Annotated in this window: 15 protein-coding genes and 2 pseudogenes; 7 read left to right on the top strand and 10 right to left on the bottom strand. The window is 56.9% G+C overall.

Annotated features, from left to right (window positions below):
- Positions 1 to 9: 9 nt before the first annotated feature.
- From ACOZ4H_RS19665 to ACOZ4H_RS19655, 3 genes are all read left to right on the top strand, one after another.
- The gene (locus ACOZ4H_RS19665) at positions 10 to 657 is read left to right on the top strand and encodes an MBL fold metallo-hydrolase (RefSeq protein WP_424330955.1); all 648 of its coding nucleotides are present in this window, start codon (positions 10 to 12) and stop codon (positions 655 to 657) included.
- A gap of 359 nt (positions 658 to 1,016) precedes the next feature.
- Positions 1,017 to 3,431 carry a methyl-accepting chemotaxis protein gene (locus tag ACOZ4H_RS19660; protein ID WP_424330954.1) on the top strand — a complete coding sequence of 805 codons (2,415 nt, stop codon included), beginning with the start codon at positions 1,017 to 1,019 and terminating at the stop codon, positions 3,429 to 3,431.
- A gap of 323 nt (positions 3,432 to 3,754) precedes the next feature.
- Positions 3,755 to 4,432, top strand: coding sequence for a type I 3-dehydroquinate dehydratase (locus tag ACOZ4H_RS19655; RefSeq protein ID WP_424331042.1), 678 nt, complete (start codon positions 3,755 to 3,757; stop codon positions 4,430 to 4,432).
- Between the two features lie 54 nt (positions 4,433 to 4,486).
- Here ACOZ4H_RS19655 and ACOZ4H_RS19650 read toward each other — a convergent pair whose 3' ends face one another.
- A complete protein-coding gene (locus tag ACOZ4H_RS19650) occupies positions 4,487 to 5,515 on the bottom strand; it encodes a homoserine dehydrogenase (protein ID WP_424330953.1) in 1,029 nt (342 codons plus the stop codon).
- Between ACOZ4H_RS19650 and ACOZ4H_RS19645 the strand changes: the two genes are divergently transcribed.
- The gene (locus tag ACOZ4H_RS19645) at positions 5,408 to 6,043 is read left to right on the top strand and encodes an IS6 family transposase (protein ID WP_424328496.1); all 636 of its coding nucleotides are present in this window, start codon (positions 5,408 to 5,410) and stop codon (positions 6,041 to 6,043) included. The genes ACOZ4H_RS19650 and ACOZ4H_RS19645 overlap by 108 nt on opposite strands.
- Before the next feature lie 91 nt (positions 6,044 to 6,134).
- Here the strand turns inward: ACOZ4H_RS19645 and ACOZ4H_RS19640 are convergent, their stop codons facing one another.
- Positions 6,135 to 6,668, bottom strand: coding sequence for an amino acid-binding protein (locus tag ACOZ4H_RS19640; RefSeq protein WP_424330952.1), 534 nt, complete (start codon positions 6,666 to 6,668; stop codon positions 6,135 to 6,137).
- 202 nt (positions 6,669 to 6,870) lie between these two features.
- Here ACOZ4H_RS19640 and ACOZ4H_RS19635 point away from each other — a divergent pair.
- Positions 6,871 to 7,157 (top strand): annotated as a pseudogene (locus tag ACOZ4H_RS19635) (cell division control protein Cdc6); the annotation flags it as partial.
- Positions 7,158 to 7,370: 213 nt separating this feature from the next.
- On the opposite strand, the gene ACOZ4H_RS19630 reads toward ACOZ4H_RS19635, so the two are convergent.
- Positions 7,371 to 7,556: a hypothetical protein gene (locus tag ACOZ4H_RS19630; protein ID WP_424330951.1), complete on the bottom strand. Its 186-nt coding sequence runs from the start codon at positions 7,554 to 7,556 to the stop codon at positions 7,371 to 7,373.
- A gap of 685 nt (positions 7,557 to 8,241) precedes the next feature.
- Between ACOZ4H_RS19630 and ACOZ4H_RS19625 the strand changes: the two genes are divergently transcribed.
- The gene (locus ACOZ4H_RS19625) at positions 8,242 to 9,030 is read left to right on the top strand and encodes a hydroxypyruvate isomerase family protein (RefSeq protein ID WP_424330950.1); all 789 of its coding nucleotides are present in this window, start codon (positions 8,242 to 8,244) and stop codon (positions 9,028 to 9,030) included.
- An 11-nt stretch (positions 9,031 to 9,041) separates the two neighbouring features.
- On the opposite strand, the pseudogene ACOZ4H_RS19620 reads toward ACOZ4H_RS19625, so the two are convergent.
- The 7 genes and pseudogenes from ACOZ4H_RS19620 to ACOZ4H_RS19590 all read right to left on the bottom strand — a co-directional run bounded on the left by ACOZ4H_RS19620 (position 9,042) and on the right by ACOZ4H_RS19590 (position 16,730).
- Positions 9,042 to 10,052 (bottom strand): annotated as a pseudogene (locus ACOZ4H_RS19620) (amidohydrolase family protein).
- Between the two features lie 111 nt (positions 10,053 to 10,163).
- Entirely contained in the window at positions 10,164 to 11,036 is an 873-nt protein-coding gene (locus tag ACOZ4H_RS19615) for an ABC transporter permease (RefSeq protein ID WP_424330949.1), read from the bottom strand.
- Position 11,037: 1 nt separating this feature from the next.
- Positions 11,038 to 11,883, bottom strand: coding sequence for an ABC transporter permease (locus tag ACOZ4H_RS19610; RefSeq protein WP_424330948.1), 846 nt, complete (start codon positions 11,881 to 11,883; stop codon positions 11,038 to 11,040).
- Positions 11,880 to 12,725, bottom strand: coding sequence for an ABC transporter ATP-binding protein (locus ACOZ4H_RS19605; RefSeq protein ID WP_424330947.1), 846 nt, complete (start codon positions 12,723 to 12,725; stop codon positions 11,880 to 11,882). Before ACOZ4H_RS19605 ends, ACOZ4H_RS19610 begins: the two co-directional genes overlap by 4 nt.
- A gap of 239 nt (positions 12,726 to 12,964) precedes the next feature.
- Positions 12,965 to 14,245 carry an ABC transporter substrate-binding protein gene (locus tag ACOZ4H_RS19600; RefSeq protein ID WP_424330946.1) on the bottom strand — a complete coding sequence of 427 codons (1,281 nt, stop codon included), beginning with the start codon at positions 14,243 to 14,245 and terminating at the stop codon, positions 12,965 to 12,967.
- Between the two features lie 459 nt (positions 14,246 to 14,704).
- Positions 14,705 to 15,472 (bottom strand): IclR family transcriptional regulator, encoded by a 768-nt coding sequence (locus ACOZ4H_RS19595; protein ID WP_424330945.1) that lies wholly within the window; start codon positions 15,470 to 15,472, stop codon positions 14,705 to 14,707.
- 148 nt (positions 15,473 to 15,620) lie between these two features.
- Positions 15,621 to 16,730: a Gfo/Idh/MocA family protein gene (locus ACOZ4H_RS19590; protein WP_424330944.1), complete on the bottom strand. Its 1,110-nt coding sequence runs from the start codon at positions 16,728 to 16,730 to the stop codon at positions 15,621 to 15,623.
- A 168-nt stretch (positions 16,731 to 16,898) separates the two neighbouring features.
- Between ACOZ4H_RS19590 and ACOZ4H_RS19585 the strand changes: the two genes are divergently transcribed.
- A complete protein-coding gene (locus ACOZ4H_RS19585) occupies positions 16,899 to 18,047 on the top strand; it encodes a Gfo/Idh/MocA family protein (protein WP_424331041.1) in 1,149 nt (382 codons plus the stop codon).
- The last annotated feature ends 139 nt before the right edge of the window (positions 18,048 to 18,186 follow it).

The following is an 18,186-nucleotide window of genomic DNA, read 5'->3' as shown; positions in this document are numbered from 1 at the left end:
CGAAATGCGATGTCCGTTAGAAAAGTAGCAAGTGACGTGTACACCGTCCAGTTAGAGCACGTTCGAGTGTTCGTGCTCCAGAACCGGCCTGAAGATACGACCACCCTAGTGGATGCAGGTTTTCCCGGTGACGGTCCCGAGTTAGTTGAAACGTTGCGAGAAGAGTTCGACGGCGTCGATCGGCTGATAGTTACTCACGGCGATGAAGGCCACTTCGGTGGGACTCCCGCAATCGTTGATGCGTTTGATCCCGAACTCATTGTTCCTGGTGGAGCCCGAGGATTTCACGACGCACTCGATATCCCTGTAGACAACCACGTGAGTGACGGTGAGCAACTCGAAGGTGGGTTAGAGGTTGTCCAAGTGCCTGGACATACCGTTTCAAACAGCGGACTGTACCTCAGCGATGACAATGTTTTCATCGCCGGTGATATCTTAGAAGGCTCCGACAGGCGGGGCCTTCCGGCAGGATATCTTGTCCCGCCAGCGGAGCAGTTCAACGACCTATCGCACGCACAAGCCGAGAGCAATTTGGTGAAACTCTTCGACTATGACATCGAAACAGTCCTTGTGAGCCACGGGTCTCATGTCGATGAGCAACCGCTTGATAAGCTCAATAACTGGCTTCTAGACCGTGAGTGGGACCTCGAATATTAAACAGTCCTCTGGCAAATCATGGCAGACGAATGGCGGGTCAATATAATTGAGAACGAAATCTGAACGGTTGCGTTCCCGTTTTTTGACTCTTATTTCTGCAAGGTTCGCTATATCATGGACTCTCATTATAACTTACCTCTTCTCAGTCGGAGATGAGAGTGACTCACGTTGCAGGTGTGGGATTATACTCATTGGACTAGGTATGGAACTGTACAGAATCATCCCACGACCCATCCTGGCAAAAAAGTTGGTAGTACTGTTGTCTCCACGGAGCAGAACAGCACATATTCAAGTGTGATAACTGATCGGATACGCTTATATACTATGTGCAAAATATCATGCTATCGAAGCATCAGGATATGAAAGCTGACAAACTCTTGCCCAAAGTTGTCCGCCAGAGCTATCTCCGAAAGTTCGCCCTCGCAGTCGCTGCTATCACATTCGTCATCGTGGCAGCAGGCCTGGCTGCACAGGGAGCAATAACTGCTGAATTAACCGACCAACGCGAAAGCGAACTGATAACGACTACTGTTCAGGAATCCCAGGCAATGAACGGGTGGCTCGAACAACAGACCCGAACGACACGTCTCCTCTCGAATCATTACTTCGTGGCTGCGACGTCAGGTCAACGAGCAGAGATGACATTCATCAACGAACAGAATCGCTTGAATAGGAGCGTCCATGCGATTAACTACGTCAACACGACAACAGGGACGATAGAACGCAGCACAGTGAATGAATACCGCGGCCACACACTGGGTGATTTTGCGCTATCTTGGCGACGCGGAGAACTCGTTTTTGGGGACACCGATGACGTTGTACGGTCCCATGTCTTTGAACAGAATGGGCACTACTATATGGCCTTTGCCAGCTCAGTTCCAGAGCGGGAGTACATGACTGTCGTATTCTACAACGTAAGTCGCCGGTCCGCACAGTTTCGTAGCTCTGTTGCGGGTGAGGAGACGTTCGTGATCGAGACACAGGGCAACCGTAATCAGATCTCATTCTCCGACAATCGGTCACGCGTCTTCAATCGATTTGATGCTCCCGTATCGTCGTCGATTCTCAGGTCGACAGCAAATGGCTCGACAGGGGTTGTCCAAACGGAGGAGTACGTTTACAGCTACGCTCCGATTGCATCGACCGATTGGATTGTCATCAAGCAAGTCCCTGTCAAGAATGCCTATGCGCTGACAAACCAGATTCAACGGTACTTATCGGCACTTATTGGCTTGGCGCTCGTCGGACTCGGTATGTTCGGTGCGTTCGTAGGCAGAGACATTCGGGACGCATTGACCGACGTTACAGACCGTGCCGAGGCTGTCGCTTCAGGACAGATAGGTGAGGATATCGACGATACCGACAGGGTTGATGAGATTGGACAGGTCAAGACAGCCTTCGCCGATATACAGTCGTACTTGCAAACGGTCAGTGAACAAGCCGATGCACTGTCAAACCGACGGTTCGATGATCCAGTATTGGATACCGAGGTGCCCGGCCAACTCGGGGACTCACTGAATACGATGGGAGAGGATTTGGAGGGGTTCGTCGACAAAATCGAGCAGGCCAAGGCTGATGCCGAACAGGCCCAGCGTGAGGCTGAAAGCCTTGCTGAATCCTTGGAACAACAAGCTGAAGAATTTTCGAGTGTAATGCGAACCGCCGCCGAGGGGGATCTTACACAGCGACTGGAGACGGATACAAATAACGCAGCGATGGCCGAAATAGCGGCGGCATTCAACGAGATGCTCTCTCAACTAGGTGAGGCAGTCGACCATATCCAGACGTTCGCCGTCAATGTAGATGAGTCAGCTGAGCAGATAACTGCCAGAGCTGACGAAGTTCGGACGACAAGTGACGAAGTAAGTACCTCCGTCCAATCAATCGCCGATGGGGCTGAACGCCAGAACGAGAGCATCCAGCAGGCTGCCGACCAAATGTCGGACCTTTCGGCGACCATTGAGGAGGTGGCTTCACAGGCGGATGAAGTCGCCGAGACCGCGAGCACGGCTACCGAGATCGGGGAAGTAGGTAGCGAACGTGCTACCGAGGCAATAAATGTGATGAACAACATTGAGTCACGAGCCGATGAGGCCGTCGAGCGCGTCGAGGCGTTAAACGAGGAGATGGATCGTATCGGCGAGATTGTGGATCTGATCGACGATATTGCCGAGCAGACAAATATGCTGGCACTGAATGCTTCTATTGAGGCTGCACAGGCCGGTGAAACAGGAGATGGATTCGGCGTTGTAGCAGACGAAATTAAATCGCTGGCAGAGGAGACCAGCGAAGCTACTGAAGAGATCGCGACTGTCATTTCGGACGTGCAAACCGCGACAGATAGCACGGTGACCGAAATCCGCGAGATGGGTAACAGCATCTCTGATGGTATTGACACTGTTGACGAGGCCGTTGATTCTTTGGAGCGTATCGTCGACCACGTTGGAACTGTTAATGACGGGATGCAGTCGATTAACAAGATTACCGACGAGCAAGCAAGCACGACTGAAGATACCGTCACAATGGTCGATCAAATCGGGTCTATCAGTGAGCGAAACGCTAGTCAAGCTGGGAACGTCTCCGCAGCTGCCCAGCAGCAGACGGCGACGACTATCGAGGTCTCCGAGAGCATCGAGTCCCTGTCCTCGCAGGCCACGGATCTCTTGGAACTGCTTGAACAGTTTGATGTCACAACCGGTGGGGAATGTACCGAAACCGAGGTCTACAGTCCGGAGGACACAACCGAGAACGACAAGGGAGTACCAGACCAGTAGACGAAAATGAGATCAGTATTTTTCGAAGGTCTAATCCACCGCATAGATTGATACGATATGCTTAGAAGCTATGATACCTCTGCCGATATATGTCTAGTTAGGCCAATATACATCCATTTAGTGCCAAAACACACCTAGATTTCACGTTTGAATATTGCATCTCAGAAATAGTATTCTAAGATTGTGATTGTGTATGAACATTTGTGTGGTTTCGATGACCAAATTTTATATAGCTTGGAATGGTAAGAGATATCATGAAAATTGACGGTTTCGCTCTTGCGGCTACAACAAACGACTTAACACGGGAACCTGACGCCCGGGGAGTGGCAGACCTCATCGAATTTCGGATGGACAAGGCCGAGAATCCAGTTGAGCAACTTTCTGCATACGATGGCGAACTTCCGATCATCGCAACAAACCGGACCCGATGGTTCGGTGGCAAGGCAAACGACTCCGGCCGTTTGGACGATTTGTTCGCTGCTTCGCGTTTTGACGCTGTCAAATTCGTAGATATCGAACTCGAAACGGCACGTGCAAAAGAGTGGATATTGACTGAATTCCGGGAAAACGACGTTCAACTCATCATTTCACACCATGACTTCGAATCAACTCCCGACAAGGAGATCCTCGATGCGATTATCAAGCAGTGTGCAGAGTACGGCGACATCGCAAAAGTAGCGACGTATCCACAGAGCAACACAGACGCACTCACTCTCTTAGAAGCAATTACCACCGCGAACCAGCAAGGTATCGACGTTGCCGGTATCTCGATGGGGGAAATCGGGAGCCACACACGTGCTGTCGCCCATCTGTACGGTTCGAAACTCGGATACGCGCCGCTAGCAGCAGATACGAACGACTACGCGCCGGGACAGATTCCGCTCGAAAAGCTCCGGTCGCTCATCGATACGACAAAAGAAGCCAACGGCGAAGAACACGTCATCGATACCCTCGAAGAGGAAGAAGTCCAAGTTCCCAAGGAACTCACCCTGTCGGATTAAATTCCATAGGCGTGTACAACTGCGGGCTATTTATTCGGGAGACGGACCAGACAGCTATTTTGAGAATCGCTCGATATCCGACAGCACTGCACTCGCCGTCTCAACGCCACCTGCCCCTCGACCTGATAGATTGAGTTGGCCAGCCGACTCTGTCTCGATTCCGACTGCGTTTCGTGTCCCGACGGGGGCGAGGTCGGAGTTCTTAGGGAGGAGGCGGGGACCGACCCTTACCGTCCCGTCAGTAACTTCGACGATAAGCCGGATGGTGCGTCCATCTTTTTGCGCCAGGTCCAGCATGCTTCCCGGGAGGTTCTCTATCCCCTCGATTTCTGCGTCCTCCAGTGAAAGATTCTCTTCTCGCTCAAGAACGTTCGCAATGATTACCCCTTTCAGTGCGGCGTCAATCCCATTGACATCGAAGCTGGGGTCTGCCTCTGCGACACCAAGGTCTTGTGTTTCCGCAAGGACGTGTTCGTAGTCCAGGCCTTCCGTTGCCATTCGCGAGAGGATAAAGTTTGCAGTCCCGTTCAACACGCCACGCAATGAGGTGACACGGTCCGGCCCGAAATCCTCTATCGTGCTGATGATCGGGATTGCGCCGCCGACGGTCGCTCCGAACCGAACAGTACCATCGCTTTCCGCCTCAAGTTCTTTGAGGTCCCGATAGCGTTCTGCCACTGGACCTTTGTTCGCGAGCACGACGTGACGGTCCCGCTGGAGGGCGATCCCAGCATGAGAAAATCCGGGCTCAGCGTCGTCGAGAGTTGTCGGTGTACATTCAACGAGCACGTCGTACGGACCCTCCAGCGCTTCCTTGGGGTCGTCACTTCCAACGACGCCGTCTGTCCGTTTTGTCGACAGGACTTCTGAAACATTGACTCCCTCCGGCTCGATAGTTGCGCTTTTCGAGTCGGCGACTGCGGGGCGGTGTTTAGTTAAGGATGAAAAGTGAGGCGAGTGTGATTTCTGCTGTCCATGGCCGAAATCACACGCCTCAACGGTAGTAGCGAGTGGATTGATTTGGATTTTGTGGAGCGTGAGCGGACACCCGAGCGAGCGATGAAGCTCGGTATTCAGATGCACGTTGCGGGACTATCACTTTCGAATACAATATCTGTTCTTGATAAGTTGGGTGTCCAGCGCTCTCGAAAGGCCGTCCACGATTGGGTACAGAAAGCTGATTTACAGCCAGATAGCGGTGAAGCTCCGAATCAGGTTGCGCTTGACGAGAGCGTGATTCGCATCAACGATCAGCAGTACTGGCTGTACGCCGCCGTCGATCCTGACACGAACAGATTTCTCCATATCCGGCTCTTTACCACGTACACTACAGCGCTGACCGAAATCTTTCTCGGAGAACTCCGCGAGAAACACAGCGTCGACGACGCCGTGTTTCTCGTCGATGATGCGGACTGGCTCAAAACAGCACTGCAACGACACGGCCTCGATTTCAGATACGAACTCCACGGAAATCGGAATAGTATCGAACGTGTGTTTCGAGAGGTAAAACGACGAACGTCTTCTTTTTCAAACTGTTTTAGCCACGTCGAACCAGAAACAGCTGAAACATGGTTACGAACCTTTGCCGTCTGGCACAATGCTGCTAACTAAACACGACCGACTGCGGTAACCGTATGTCCATACTCAGTCGAGAGTTCGAGAACAGCAGAGCCAACGTCACCAACGCCTATCACACCAACTCTCATGCGTCGCTCCCGGTAATCAGCGGTTCAACCAAGCGGAGATCCTTCTCATCTGCAATCTCGCGAATCGATTCCAGTACTTCCGCCGTCGACCCTGATTCAGTTGCCAGCTTCAATCGAGCACTGGAGATGTCTGTCGCACCTTGTGGCGCCGTTAATGAGATGTCAGTAACGGTCGCGTATTTGGTCTCCTGAATCTGCGACAGCGTATCTGAAAGGTCAGTGTCGATGAGGTGGCCGGACAGTATTATCGTCAAACCCTCGCTGTACCGCTCTGTGCCCGCCTGAATGACGTTTATGCCTGCGTCACGGAGTCCTTCGACAATTGTCTCGAATCGATCTGGTGTTGCTTCGATGTCCACTTCCACAGGGATATGACCTCTCGGTGTTACGTTTCCACGCTCGTGGAAAATAGAAAGCAGATTGCCGCCGTTTTCGGCGATTGGTTTTAGGGACCGAAGCAGTTCCCCTGGCTCATCCACTAATTCCAGTCGAAGAGTGTAAGCACGGATGTCTGTTTGTGAATCATTCATCAGAGTTCCACCAGCGAGTTTCGCTAATCATTGCCGGGAATCACAGTCCAGGCGTATTATGGGCTTTCATTTGTGTTCTGATTCGCTAATCCGTGTGTATTCTGAATCGGCTTTCTACACCTCATTGGTAGCCTTATTCCTCTACATCCCTCGGCACTGGAACTTGGCGAATCAGCTACTGGCCAGCGGAAATGAGTCGTCGATGTCTCGGATTGTCTATCAGTATAAGGAACTTTGTGAGTTTCAGGACAGAGAACCACGTACCGCTCGCCGGATGCGCAGTTTCCTCTCTGACTTTGAAATCCTCAATCTCACCTTGTCTGAGATGGAACATCGTGGCCAGGATGGTGGCACGTACCGCCAGCATGAACTCAACCGCGATATCGTGACCGTCGTTGACGCCTTCCAGACGATTGTTAGCGAGTTCGGTGCTCAGCAGAGTATTGTAGAATATTTCCCGACTCTGAGGAAGAGTTTGCCACGATTTGATACCGGCAACACACCACTGCTTCCGGAGCAACTACTCTATGTCGGACTGACCGACGCCACGTACTGACTCTTGACTTTCTCTCCTTCGCGCCACTGCAGGTAGTAGTACTCTCGATCGTCGATAGTCTTCACCGTTAGCGTGCCCTTCGAGCGCGGGATCTCTGTCTATTCATACGCTTCGTCTATCTTCTCGTCCCATTCGTCCTCGTCGTCTCACCCTTCGGGCGACTTAACGCCTACCGCGTCGCTGATCTCGTCGCCCTCTCCAAGTGTCACTGCCAGCTCGTCGGCGGCGGCGACCGCCTGTTTGTGGGCATCGCGGGCGTCCTGGTCAAGCGCCTCGACGTCGATCCGCTCCAGCGTCGACAGGGCTTGGTGGGCGTATTCTTCGTCGCTCATACGCTAACCAACAATAGTAGGCCAAATAGGGATTATGTTGGTTAGCTCAAAAACCTCACTATCTATATGTTAACGATATTAGATATATGCCAAAAAATAATATTTCAATACTATATCTATTCTTGATAGGTACCGTCAAAGACTCTTAGGGGGCTATTCACGATTGGGTGCAGAAGGCTGATCCACAGTCGGTCAGCGGTAAATATCTGAATCAGGTCACGGTCACCGAAACAATGATTCTAATCTACTACCAGCAATTCTGGCTGTATGCTGCGGCGAATCCACAGGCAAACGATATTCTACAGGTACGTTGTTTTCTATCAAGAAACCGGTTCTCATAGAGCTATTTCTCAAAGATCTACAACAAACTCACGATGTCGAAACCGCTGTATTTCTCGTAGATGGTGCGAAACATCTCCGAGCAATACTGTAACGAAGGGACTCCGATGTCAAATAGAACATCATGAATGTCGGAACGCTATTGAACATATCGTTCGGAAAATAACATGCCGAACCTCTTCGCTTTCGAACTGTTTCAGCTCGTTGAATAAAAGATAGCTGATAATTAGATTCAAAGATTTGCTATCTGTCATAATACTCCAAACTAAATACGACGGTCCACGCCCGGAGTAGATTTATACCAGTCGCGGGTGATGCATGGGGTATCGATCGGAGACGAGACACTATGCCAACCCTATCGGTGAAACTCAATGACGTGTTCGGGAGCGACGTTCCGACCGAAGAGATGGTTCGCCGGGCAGCAAGCGCGGGCGCCGACGCCGTCGGCTTCTGGCCCTGGTACGACGACCTCGACGAACTCCTCGGAGCGGTTGAGGATACAGGCGTCGACCTCGCCTACCTCTCTGGCGGCGACCACCGTGTCGAGGGACCGGAGTTTCCGCTGACCGACCCAACGGAGTTCGACCGGACCGTCGAGACCCTCGAACGCGCTATCGATGTCGCCGCGGCGGCCGACAGCGAGTTCCTCAACGTCATTCCTGGACGCAGGCAGGACACCCTCGACCCTGCGGTCCAGCGGGAAACCGTGGTTCGGGCGTTGCGGTCGGTCGCCGAGCGGGCCGAAGACGGCGGTGTCACGGTTCTCGTCGAGCCGGTCAACACGAGGGTCGACCACCCGGGTATCTATCTCACCTCCTCGTACGACGGCTACGCCATCATCGACGCGGTGGACAGCCCCCACGTGAAACTCCTCTACGACGTCTATCACCAGCAGATCACCGAGGGGAACCTGATTGCCAACATCCGCGAACACATTGAACGTATCGGTCACGTCCACGTCGGCGACGTGCCAGGACGACACGAACCGGGCACTGGGGAGATCAACTATCCGAACGTCCTCGAAGCGCTCGCCGACGCGGGCTACGATGGCTACGTCGGTTGTGAGTTCCAGCCGATAGGCAACCCCGAGTCGGCGATTCGCGACGTCGGCAAGATGCTGGACACCGTCGCCTGACACGGCCGCGCTTACAGGTCGAACAAGTCCGTCGCGGTGGTCCCCATCACGCGTTCCCGGTCCGCCTCGTTCGGGACGACGGCGTCGATGTCGGCCAGTGCCGTATCGACGTCCTCCTCATCGAACGGGTAGTCCGTCCCGAACACGAAGTGGTTGACGCCGACTGTTTCAACTGCCGCGGTGAAGGCGGGCTGGTGAAAGGAGATGGTATCGTAGTAGAACTCCTACAGGTACTCGATAATGGGTTGGTCGGGCCGCGCGGCGGGGTCGTCTATCTCTCGGCGACCCCGGTCAAGTCGCCCGACGAGATGTAGCAGGGCGCCGCCCATATGCGAGAGGACGACATCGAAATCGTGGTTATCGAAGAAGCCGTCGTAGATGAGCCGAGCGATCTGGAGCGTCGTGTCCGTGGGGAAGACGACGAGCGGGTTGAGGAAGGACTCGTTCTCGTCGAGCATCTCGCTGAGCCGGTTGCCATGTGGGTGGACGAATGCTGTCAGGTCATGGTCATCGATGGCGTCGAAGACGGGCCTCAGTTCGGGAGCAGAGAGCTTACCGTCGGGCAGCGCGGTCGGGAGCGCAACGCCACAGAGGCCCGGGTCGTCGGCGATGCGGTCGACCTCCGCCCTGGCTGCCTCCGGATCTCGGAGCGGGAGCATGCCTAGCCCGGTGAGGCGACCCGAGGAGGTCGCCGCCGCGTCCGCGAAGCCGTCGTTGATGGCGCGGATAAGCCGCGTCGACTGGTCGGTCGCGAACGCCGAGGCCAGCGGGTTCGGCGTCGAGACGGAGACAAGCGTCCGGTCGATATCATACTCGTCCATCCACGCGACGCGGGCGTCGAGGTCCACGAACCCCTCGTTGACCGGGATGCGGTTCCCGGACGCGACACTCGCTGTCCCGGAGAATTGGTGGCGCATATATAGCCGGTCGCCATCCGCCTCGAGTCCCACCGGGGTGTCCATGTCCAGCAAGAGGTCAACGAACGGTTTCGGCAGGTAGTGGTTGTGTACGTCTATCCGCATGAGTCATGAGTCGACCCGTACCGGCCTAAAGGTTCCCATGCGGCAGCCAGCGCGCCCGTGACGGCCCCGCAGAGAGATTTCAGCGAGGGGAGTGGGCGGTCCACCGAAGCATCAGGTAGTCGATCCCGGCGGAGTCACGTACTTCACAGTCCAGACCGCGAGCTGGAAGAACGTGTATGAGACCAGCATGATGACCAGGACAACGCCGAACATATAGCCCAAGTCACCGGTCTTCCAAGCCAAGATGATCTGGTAGCCGATACCCGACGATGAGGCGATGAATTCGGCGACGATGACGCCGACGATGGAGAGTTGCACCGTCGACTTGATGCTGCTCGCGATGTTGGGTAGGGCCCGCCAGAATCGGAAGTACTTCACCATCTGCCAGCGGGTCGCACCGAGCACCGTTCCGAGGTGCTGGTAGCGTTCCTCGAGTTCGTTCATCCCGGTTATGGTGCTGATGAACACCGGGAAGAAGCCGACCCAGGCACCGAACGTGCTGACCCCGTTGATGCCGATGGCTATCTGCGCGTCCGCGGCGGTCATGGCCGGGAAGATGTACGCCGACGGACCGGTGAACGTGAACAGCGTAAAGCTGCCGCCGACGAGGAACCAGATGATGAACATCGGCGCGAGCACCGGGTGTGGAACGGCGTACGCGAAGATGATGAGCGGCATCGTCATCTGCCTGAGTGTGTATATTTCGGCGACGACCATGCCGAGGAGGACGCCCACTACCACTGCCAGGATGAACGCGACTATGACCGAGGAGAATGTCTCTGAGACACGCACGACGATGGTATCGGCCTGCGCCTGCAGGGAACTAACCGTATATCCGATGTCCGCGACAATACGGTTGTTGCCGATGACTCGGGCGATGACTTCCCAGAGGACGATGAACAGGACGCCGGTAACTAGCGTCGGGAACTGGCGCTTGATCCACCGCTTCGCTAGTGCGAGCTGCCGTTCGGAGAGTCCCGACATGCTACTCGTCCCCCATGATCGACGATTCGCGCCAAAAGATCATTTTGCTCTCGATCAGGTAGACAATCAGGACCACGCCGGTGCTGATCAGCCCAAGCACGAGGACGATAGCGAACGCCCGGGCGATGCTCGTCCGGCCGATGGCCGAGGCGGCCTGCGAGCCGATACCGAAGGTCCCACTGACGAACTCGCCGACGACCGCTCCGATCATCGCCAGGACGAATCCGATTTTCATGCCGTCGAAGATGAACGGGAGGCCGTTCTTGAACCGAACGTACTTGAATTCCTGCCAGGTCGTCGCGCCGTACACCTCGAGCATGTTTTCGGTGTCTTCGTCGATGCTCCGGAACCCGTCGATGGCGGCGATCAGCATCGGGAAGAACGCGACCCAGACCGCCATCACGTAGTTCGCGAGGTAGAGCATCGAGACGCTGTAGAAGCTAACCCAGTAGATCACGAGCGGGGTCATCGCGATACGCGGGACGGTGTTCGTTCCGATGATGAACGGCATCAGCGCGTTCAGGATGCGGTCGCTCGCAACGAGCGGAATCGCGATGACGATAGAGAGTGCGAGCGCCAGCAGGTACCCGACCAGTGCGGCCGAGAGCGTGTTCGGCAGGGCAGCGACGATAGCCGGCCAGATGCGGATGAGTTCGTTCACCACGCCCATCGGTCCGGGGAAGTACTTCGGGTTGAGCGACAGGACCGTCGTAACCGCTTCCCAGAACACGATCAGCAGGACGAGGCCGAGTCCGGAGAGCGTCCAGCGGGTGAGTCTGTCGTCGTCGATGCTGAACCGGCCGCCGGTGATCCCGTCGCCCAGTTTTCGCACGGCGCTCCCGATCATTGCAGGCTCTTGAAGTGCTGATGGAGTTCGGCAGACAATTCAACGAATCGGGTGGAGCCCCGAGTGTCCTCGCCCCTGGGCCTGTCGAGGTCGATGTCGATGACGTCCGCGACCTCACCCGGACGTGGCGAAAGCACGACGACTCGGTCGGAGAGGAACACCGCCTCGTCCAGGTCGTGGGTGATGAACAAGATGGTTTTCGCCGTCTCACGCCAGATGCGGAGCAGTTCGAGGTTGAGTTCATCCTTCGTCATTGCGTCCAGCGACCCGAACGGCTCGTCCATCAGGAGTACTGACGGGTTGTAGATCAGCGATTGGCTGATGGTGACTCGCTGTTGCATCCCGCCAGACAGTTCGTTGGGGTAGGAATCACCGAACCCCTCCAGTCCAACGAGCGAGAGGAGTTCGTCGGCCCGGTCTTCGTAGTAACTCATGTCTTCGTTGATGGCCCCGTTCTCTTTCAGGATCTGAACGGGGAGCATGATGTTCTTCCGGACCGTCCGCCACTCGAGAGCGACCGGATGCTGGAAGACGAGGCCGACTTCCTTGCGTTCGTGCCGTGGACTCTGGACGTCGACGCCGTTTATTTGGACCGAGCCGTCCGTCGCGTCAAGGATACCTGCAGCCATGTGTAACAGCGTCGTCTTCCCGCATCCGGAGGGACCGACGACCGACACAAACTCCCCTCGTTCCACGTCCAGGTCGATGTCTTGCAACGCGACCACGGACTCCTCTGCGACTGCATCTGCGCCATAGACCTTGTCGACACTGTCGAACGAAATCGTGTGATCCACGGACTCGGCGTCGCCGGTTCTGGATTGCTGTTCTATCTTATTATTCATTATTGTTTGTTGGTGGATTTCCGCGCCATATAAACGTAACTGATTAGTAGAGTTACTTGTTTCCGGCCGATGCCCCCGCGATGCCTCGGTAGCTCCGGTATGGCTCCGCAAACCGGGTGGCACTCGCCCTCGAGTCGTACTTCCGCCATCGAATCGCTCGGTGATGCACCGCGGCGAAGAGGATTTAGAGGGAGTCGACGTTCCGGTCGAAGGTCGGTCGGCCCGTCGATGCTGAGCCTTCAGTTGCTGGCCTCGGCCTCCTCGAACAGGTCCCAGACCATGCCGGCTGTCTCTCCCAGTTGGTTCCACTCCTCGTCGGTGAAGGTGACTTTCTCGGTGTTCTCCCATGGTTCCGAGATGACCATTTCGCTCGCGGATGGGAGCGCGTCGGGGTTGTCGACGAGCGCCGGTCCGGCGTTCTCGAGCACGTTTGCGACGCCGTCTTCGGTGAAGTAGCCGAGGCCCTCGTCTTTCATATCGAGCGTGACGGCCTGAGCACAGTTCACCTCGTGCTGGCCCGTGAGTTCCTCTTCCGTCCAGGTCTGGAGGTTCTGGTTGACCTCGTTCTTGAGATAGTCGAGGTACTCCGACTGGTTGAGCAGCCCCCACTTCAGGGCCTTGAAGTAGCCAGTCATGACCTGACCCATGAACTCGGGCGCGTTCTCCTTGTTCTCGTACCAGCTATTGTTCACCCAGATGGGGAAGCCAGGGAAACCGCCGAAGGCCGTCAGCGGGGTGACGCCGAGTTCTGCGTCGACCTCCTCTTGGTAGACGGGCAGGAGGTCGATGGAACCCCAGACCGCGGCGACTTCGCCGTTGGCGAGGCGCGGCGCGGCGACCTCTTCGGTCCCCTCTTGGAGCGTCACTTCGCTCGGGTCGACGCCAACGAGGTTCGGGTACACCTGGATCGTCGCCGCGGCGAACCCGGACGCGGCGAGGATCGTCTTGCCGGCGATGTCGCCCCGGTCCTCCATCATATCCTTGCGCCAGATGAGCGAGAGGAGCGGCCGCCCACGAGCGAGACCGACCATGCTCATGTCCAGCGCTTCGGTGTTATCTGTCTCGGGGTAGACGCTGAGCGCCGTGGTCATCGACGCGATCCCCATCGGTTTGTTACCGGTCCCGATATTCTGGGACTCGGTGTCCGAACCGTTCCCACGGACGCCGTCGATGTTCGGGACGCCGGCGTCCTCCCAGTAACCTCGACCCTCGGCCACGTGCGTGTGACCCCACGACGGCTCTGTCTTCCAAGGTGTCGTGAAGACGGCCTCCGTCTCGTCGATGAAGCCGTTCGCCTCGGTCGATGAGGTCCCACCGTCGCCGGAGGCTTCGCTCGGTGTACTTCCCCCGCTGCTGCCGTCACCACCCCCGCCGTCACCGGAACACCCGGCGAACATCGCCGCGCCTATCGTCGCGGCGGTGCCGTGCAGGAACTTTCGTCGGTCGACTTCGCCTGGTAATACGGCGTCTAGTTCGTCGATAATTCGTTCTTCCGCTGCAGTTGGCTCTCGATCAGGCATGTAGTAGGATGATTCACGCACATTACATAAGTATTGTTGTTAATGAAAAATCGATATTTCACATATGGCCACAGCGCAGGCCTCAACGTCCCATCACGCCCGTAAGCGGGCGGTTCGCAACGTCTTCGGTCCATCGTTGACCGACATTCGAGTCGTGATGGGGCGCTAGCGTTCCGTCCCGAAACTCGCCGATCACAAACAGCGTTGCGCAAGCGTGCCGCTAAACCACGGGATATCGTGTCGGTTCCGGCGGTGAGCGTGTCGATTCGGGAAGGTCTCTTTTAATGTTCGTATATACCAAATGATATTCCGTGAAGAATTGGCAGAAAGAGACTCAGGAGACAGATTATAACAGGAGTACATATATTATTTCCGTGCTACTGATTTAATGTTCGGGAAGTTCGAACGAGCAGCGAGGATAACGCAACCGCCGCGCCCGGTCCTGAGCCCGTCTGGGAGTCAGGCGAGGGACAGTTCGAGTTCGTACTCGTTGACCTGCTCCGTGAGGACATCGGCCAACTGTCGTTCCCGGGTCGAGTCCGAGAAGGAGTGTTTCGGGCCGGTAATGCTGAATCCGCCGATGACGGACCCGGACTGCTCCGTCGCCGCGACGCCGATGGCGTAAAGATCCTTTATGTTCTCTTCATGGTTGACAGCGTAGCCCTGCTCACGTATCTCCTCCAGTTCTGCGAACAGTTCGTCCCGGTCGGTGATGGTGTGATCAGTCTCCTGTGGCATCCCCCAGTTGTCGAGGATCTGTTCGACTCGCATTCGAGGCATGGCCGCCAGCATCGCCTTCCCGATGGCCGTGTTGTGGAGGTAGAGTCTGTTACCGAGTCGCTCGTGTGCCCATCCCATCTTATTGCCCGACGCGGTGTGAATGAAGACGGCTTGGCCGCCCATTTCGACTGCGAAGGTCGTGCGGAAGCCGACTTCGTCGAAGAGGCGTTCGGTGTACTCCCGGGCGAGGACGAGCCCCTCCTTGCGGGTCCGGACCTGGTTGCCCAGGCGGAGTAGTTCCGGGCCGAGGTAGTACACATCGCCACGCTTGACGACGAACTGCTTCGTTTCCAGGGTAGCAAGGTGTCCGTGGACGGTGCTCTTGGGGAGGTCCATCCGCTCGGCGACCGCGCTGACGCCGGCCCCGTCGACTTCCTCGAGGAGCTCCAGTATTTCGATGGACGTTGCTGTGGTTTGCAGCGTTTTCGACTCAGTTTCGCGGTCCATACTCTTCTTACGGGACGTGTTCAATATAAAGTTCGGGATATTCGAACAAAGTACCTGTCACTGCGGTCAATAGGCGGTGATGATTCCGGGCCGCAGACGCACCGATCCCTTCGCCGACTCGGTTACCGTATTACCCAGGAGCAGCGCTCTATACCTCGGCCCACGCATCGCGTTCGGCCGACTCGTACGCCGCGTCGAGGACCCGGAGTAACTGGACCGCGTCGTCGACGGTGGCCGGCACATCTCCAGTCTCGTAGCCCTCAAAAAAGGCCTGGAAGTAGTCGTAGACGAAGTCGCCCCATGCCGGGAACCGGTCGTACGTGAATTCGTACTCGATCGTTCGCGTGGGCGCCGCGGACCATTCGGGGTCCTCGGAGGTCAGTTCGATCGGAATGGTCGGCTCGTGCTGGAGCGCATCGTGATGAACTGGTGTGAGAGCCTGGCCCTCCTTCCCGTACAGACCGAAGTGCGTGTCCTTCCCGCGGTCGCTTAGGTAGTACCCGGAGTGGTACGTACCGAGCGTGCCGCCCTCGGTTTCGAACTGCACGACGCCACCGAGATCGACATCTGCGTGAGGATCGTCCTCCGCCTCGTGGAACTGAGCGTTGACCCGGTCGATGGGATCGTCGAGGATCCACGGCATCATGTCGATCCAGTGGGGACCGACCCACTGGAGCGCCCCGCCGCGACTCGTCTCGCGGTCGTATATGTAGTGTGTCGTGTCGCGGTAGGACAGTTGACTCGCGTTGAATCGACCTTCGACGGTCCAGATGTCGCCGAAAAAGCCGTTCTGGACGCGCTCGCGGAGGTCCATCGCGACCGGATTCTTCCGGTAGTACATCGTCGGTGCGACGGTCACGCCCCGCTCGTTCGCCCGCGTGGCGATAGATTCGAGGTCCGCGGCAGTCCGACCGATCGGCTTTTCGCTGACGACGTGAACGCCCTCGTTGACGGCGCTCGAGACGATGGCCGGCGTCTCGTCACTCCGGTACGTGATCCAGACGACATCGATATCCGCCTCCGCCACCAGGCGATGTGGGTCCTCGTACACTGACGCGCCCGCGACGAGATCCGAGACGTCCTGGCCCTCTGTCGTCACCTCGTCCGGGCGCTCGTCCATCGCAGTGAGGTTCTTGACGTCGACACGACGGCCGGGTTCACAGACGGCAGTCACGTCAAGATCCAGACCGCTCGCGACCGAAAAGTAGGGGTCGCGGTGGTGATGGTCGACGCCAACGTAGCCAATTTTCACAGGCATGTCCGAAAATCGAGCGAGATAGTATAAGAAAGTACGGGTTGCGGACCTCCTGTTCCTGCGCGGAACCCGCTCGAAGCCGGGCCACGGATGACTCGACCGCCCTGTAGACGTGGGTGACCGAAACGCTATTAAGACTTGGAGTACCTGGTTTCGATGACGGAGTACCCTATGCAAGACGTTGGCATCATCATGAACGGCGTCACCGGTCGGATGGGGACGAATCAGCACCTCATTCGGTCGATTCTGGCGCTACGCGAGGAGGGCGGCGTGGAACTGCCCGGCGGTGAGCGGGTCGTCCCCGACCCAATTCTCGTCGGTCGAAACGAACGGAAATTGAAGGCGCTGTGCGAGGAACATGACATCGACCGGCACGCGGTCGATCCCGAACTGGAAACCGTGCTGGACGGCGACGACGAGATTTACTTTGACTCCCAGGTCACGCCGCGTCGGCCTGAGGCCCTCCTGAAGGCTATCGATGCTGGCAAGGACGTCTACTGCGAGAAGCCACTCGCGACGGACCTCGACGAAGCAAAGGAAGTGGCCCAGGCCGCCGAGGAGAGCGACGTGAAGCATGGTATAGTCCAGGACAAGCTCTGGCTCCCCGGGTTGATGAAGCTCCAGCGCCTCATCGATCAGGGCTTCTTTGGCGACCTCCTCTCGGTGCGCGTCGAGTTCGGTTACTGGGTGTTCACAGGCCACGTTCAGCCCGCTCAGCGCCCGTCGTGGAACTACCGCACCGAGGACGGCGGCGGGATCATCGACGACATGTTCTCCCACTGGAGCTACGTACTCGAGAGTCTCTTCGGCGACGTGGAGACGGTCAGCTGTCTCGGGAAGATCCACATCCCCGAGCGTGTCGATGAGAACGGCGAGGCCTACGAGGCTACCGCGGAAGACGCCGCCTACGCGATTATGGAACTCGAAGACGACGTCGTTGCACAGCTCAACTCCTCGTGGACCGTCCGCGTCAACCGGGACGACCTGCTCGAGATTCAGGTTGACGGGACCGAGGGCAGTGCGGTCGCGGGTCTGCGCGAGTGCAAGACCCAGCACCACTCCAACACCCCCAAGCCGGAGTGGAACCCCGACACCCCGAACGAGCACGACTTCTACGACGACTGGGAGGACGTCCCGGACAACCAAGTGTTCGAGAACGCATTCAAACAGCAGTGGACGAAATACATCCGCCACGTAGCCGCGGACGAACCGTTCCCCTGGGACTTCTGTGAGGGCGCGAAAGGCGTCCAATTGACCGAGGCGAGTTACCGATCCTGGGACGAGGGCCGACGCGTCGAGGTCCCCGATCTTGAGCTCTGAGGGCGGCGATCACTCCTGGCGAAGCGTACAGGCGTTGGAGCTGCATGGTGTCGGCCACGTGGAGCACTCGTATTGTTCAGGGTTGACGGTGCCGATAGTGGACAGCACGGCGACCAGACCCCCCGCGGTTCCTCCCGAC

It is taken from the genome of Haloarcula amylolytica (genome assembly GCF_049705545.1).
Classification (GTDB): domain Archaea; phylum Halobacteriota; class Halobacteria; order Halobacteriales; family Haloarculaceae; genus Haloarcula; species Haloarcula amylolytica_B.
The sequence above is the reverse complement of the archived record's forward strand: the minus strand, read 5'-3'. Positions and strand labels throughout refer to the sequence as shown.